The organism is Pseudomonas sp. G5(2012) (assembly GCF_000408945.1).
In the GTDB taxonomy this organism is placed as follows: Bacteria; Pseudomonadota; Gammaproteobacteria; order Pseudomonadales; family Pseudomonadaceae; genus Aquipseudomonas; species Aquipseudomonas umsongensis.
In genome coordinates this window covers 1-3,359 of record NZ_APIO01000139.1, presented here as the reverse complement: position 1 = coordinate 3,359, position 3,359 = coordinate 1, and the positions used below count along the sequence as shown (strand labels likewise).

Below are 3,359 nucleotides of genomic sequence, written 5' to 3'. Positions count from 1 at the left end.
AGGGGTTTTGGAATTTAATCTTGACGATGACCTACTCTCACATGGGGAAACCCCACACTACCATCGGCGATGCATCGTTTCACTTCTGAGTTCGGGATGGGATCAGGTGGTTCCAACGCTCTATGGTCGTCAAGAAATTCGGGTACTGAGTCGTGACCAGATGGCCTCGCTTCAGCAAATTGGGTATGTGATAGCTTCGGTGTTTTGTGAACTTCGAACTTTCGGTTCGTTTCGTCTTCACACACCGCAATCTGGTCTCTTTCGTCTTTTCAACTAGGAGCATCAAATTGCTTGGGTGTTATATGGTCAAGCCTCACGGGCAATTAGTATTGGTTAGCTCAACGCCTCACAGCGCTTACACACCCAACCTATCAACGTCGTAGTCTTCGACGGCCCTTCAGGGGACTCAAGGTCCCAGTGAGATCTCATCTTGAGGCTAGTTTCCCGCTTAGATGCTTTCAGCGGTTATCTATTCCGAACATAGCTACCCGGCAATGCCACTGGCGTGACAACCGGAACACCAGAGGTTCGTCCACTCCGGTCCTCTCGTACTAGGAGCAGCCCCTCTCAAATCTCAAACGTCCACGGCAGATAGGGACCGAACTGTCTCACGACGTTCTAAACCCAGCTCGCGTACCACTTTAAATGGCGAACAGCCATACCCTTGGGACCGGCTTCAGCCCCAGGATGTGATGAGCCGACATCGAGGTGCCAAACACCGCCGTCGATATGAACTCTTGGGCGGTATCAGCCTGTTATCCCCGGAGTACCTTTTATCCGTTGAGCGATGGCCCTTCCATACAGAACCACCGGATCACTAAGACCTACTTTCGTACCTGCTCGACGTGTCTGTCTCGCAGTCAAGCGCGCTTTTGCCTTTATACTCTACGACCGATTTCCGACCGGTCTGAGCGCACCTTCGTACTCCTCCGTTACTCTTTAGGAGGAGACCGCCCCAGTCAAACTACCCACCATACACTGTCCTCGATCCGGATAACGGACCTGAGTTAGAACCTCAAAGTTGCCAGGGTGGTATTTCAAGGATGGCTCCACGCGAACTGGCGTCCACGCTTCAAAGCCTCCCACCTATCCTACACAAGCAAATTCAAAGTCCAGTGCAAAGCTATAGTAAAGGTTCACGGGGTCTTTCCGTCTAGCCGCGGATACACTGCATCTTCACAGCGATTTCAATTTCACTGAGTCTCGGGTGGAGACAGCGCCGCCATCGTTACGCCATTCGTGCAGGTCGGAACTTACCCGACAAGGAATTTCGCTACCTTAGGACCGTTATAGTTACGGCCGCCGTTTACCGGGGCTTCGATCAAGAGCTTCGCGTTAGCTAACCCCATCAATTAACCTTCCGGCACCGGGCAGGCGTCACACCCTATACGTCCACTTTCGTGTTTGCAGAGTGCTGTGTTTTTAATAAACAGTCGCAGCGGCCTGGTATCTTCGACCGGCGTGGGCTTACGGAGCAAGTCCTTCACCCTCACCGGCGCACCTTCTCCCGAAGTTACGGTGCCATTTTGCCTAGTTCCTTCACCCGAGTTCTCTCAAGCGCCTTGGTATTCTCTACCCAACCACCTGTGTCGGTTTGGGGTACGGTTCCTGGTTATCTGAAGCTTAGAAGCTTTTCTTGGAAGCATGGCATCAACCACTTCGTCACCTGAAAGGTAACTCGTCATCAGCTCTCGGCCTTGGAATCCCGGATTTACCTAAGATTCCAGCCTACCACCTTAAACTTGGACAACCAACGCCAAGCTGGCCTAGCCTTCTCCGTCCCTCCATCGCAATAACCAGAAGTACAGGAATATTAACCTGTTTTCCATCGACTACGCTTTTCAGCCTCGCCTTAGGGACCGACTAACCCTGCGTCGATTAACGTTGCGCAGGAAACCTTGGTCTTTCGGCGTGGGTGTTTTTCACACCCATTGTCGTTACTCATGTCAGCATTCGCACTTCTGATACCTCCAGCAAGCTTCTCAACTCACCTTCACAGGCTTACAGAACGCTCCTCTACCGCATCACCCGAAGGTGATACCCGTAGCTTCGGTGTATGGTTTGAGCCCCGTTACATCTTCCGCGCAGGCCGACTCGACTAGTGAGCTATTACGCTTTCTTTAAAGGGTGGCTGCTTCTAAGCCAACCTCCTAGCTGTCTAAGCCTTCCCACATCGTTTCCCACTTAACCATAACTTTGGGACCTTAGCTGACGGTCTGGGTTGTTTCCCTTTTCACGACGGACGTTAGCACCCGCCGTGTGTCTCCCATGCTCGGCACTTGTAGGTATTCGGAGTTTGCATCGGTTTGGTAAGTCGGGATGACCCCCTAGCCGAAACAGTGCTCTACCCCCTACAGTGATACATGAGGCGCTACCTAAATAGCTTTCGAGGAGAACCAGCTATCTCCGAGCTTGATTAGCCTTTCACTCCGATCCACAGGTCATCCGCTAACTTTTCAACGGTAGTCGGTTCGGTCCTCCAGTCAGTGTTACCTAACCTTCAACCTGCCCATGGATAGATCGCCCGGTTTCGGGTCTATTCCCAGCGACTAGACGCCCTATTAAGACTCGCTTTCGCTACGCCTCCCCTATTCGGTTAAGCTCGCCACTGAAAATAAGTCGCTGACCCATTATACAAAAGGTACGCAGTCACAGAACAAAGTCTGCTCCCACTGCTTGTACGCATACGGTTTCAGGATCTATTTCACTCCCCTCTCCGGGGTTCTTTTCGCCTTTCCCTCACGGTACTAGTTCACTATCGGTCAGTCAGTAGTATTTAGCCTTGGAGGATGGTCCCCCCATATTCAGACAAAGTTTCTCGTGCTCCGTCCTACTCGATTTCATGACTAAGAGATTTTCGCGTACAGGGCTATCACCCACTATGGCCGCACTTTCCAGAGCGTTCCGCTAATCTCAAAGCCACTTAAGGGCTAGTCCCCGTTCGCTCGCCACTACTAAGGGAATCTCGGTTGATTTCTTTTCCTCAGGGTACTTAGATGTTTCAGTTCCCCTGGTTCGCCTCTTGCACCTATGTATTCAGTACAAGATAACCATCTTATGATGGCTGGGTTCCCCCATTCAGACATCTCCGGATCAAAGTCTGTTTGCCGACTCCCCGAAGCTTTTCGCAGGCTACCACGTCTTTCATCGCCTCTGACTGCCAAGGCATCCACCGTATGCGCTTCTTCACTTGACCATATAACCCCAAGCAATCTGGTTATACTATGAAGACGACATTCGCCGAAAATTCGAATTTCTCAACTAAGAGAACTCACAAATTTTACCTTAGCCTGATCCGTTACCAGTGAAAGTAACGTTCAGTCTATCTTTCTATCACATACCCAAATTTTTAAAGAACG

Annotated in this window: 2 rRNA genes; both read right to left on the bottom strand. The window is 51.0% G+C overall.

Going from position 1 to position 3,359, the window contains the following annotated elements:
• Positions 1-18 precede the first annotated feature (18 nt).
• Positions 19-134: ribosomal RNA gene (gene rrf, locus PG5_RS29905) — 5S ribosomal RNA — on the bottom strand.
• Positions 135-302: 168 nt separating this feature from the next.
• Positions 303-3,196: ribosomal RNA gene (locus PG5_RS29900) — 23S ribosomal RNA — on the bottom strand.
• Between the last annotated feature and the right edge of the window lie 163 nt (positions 3,197-3,359).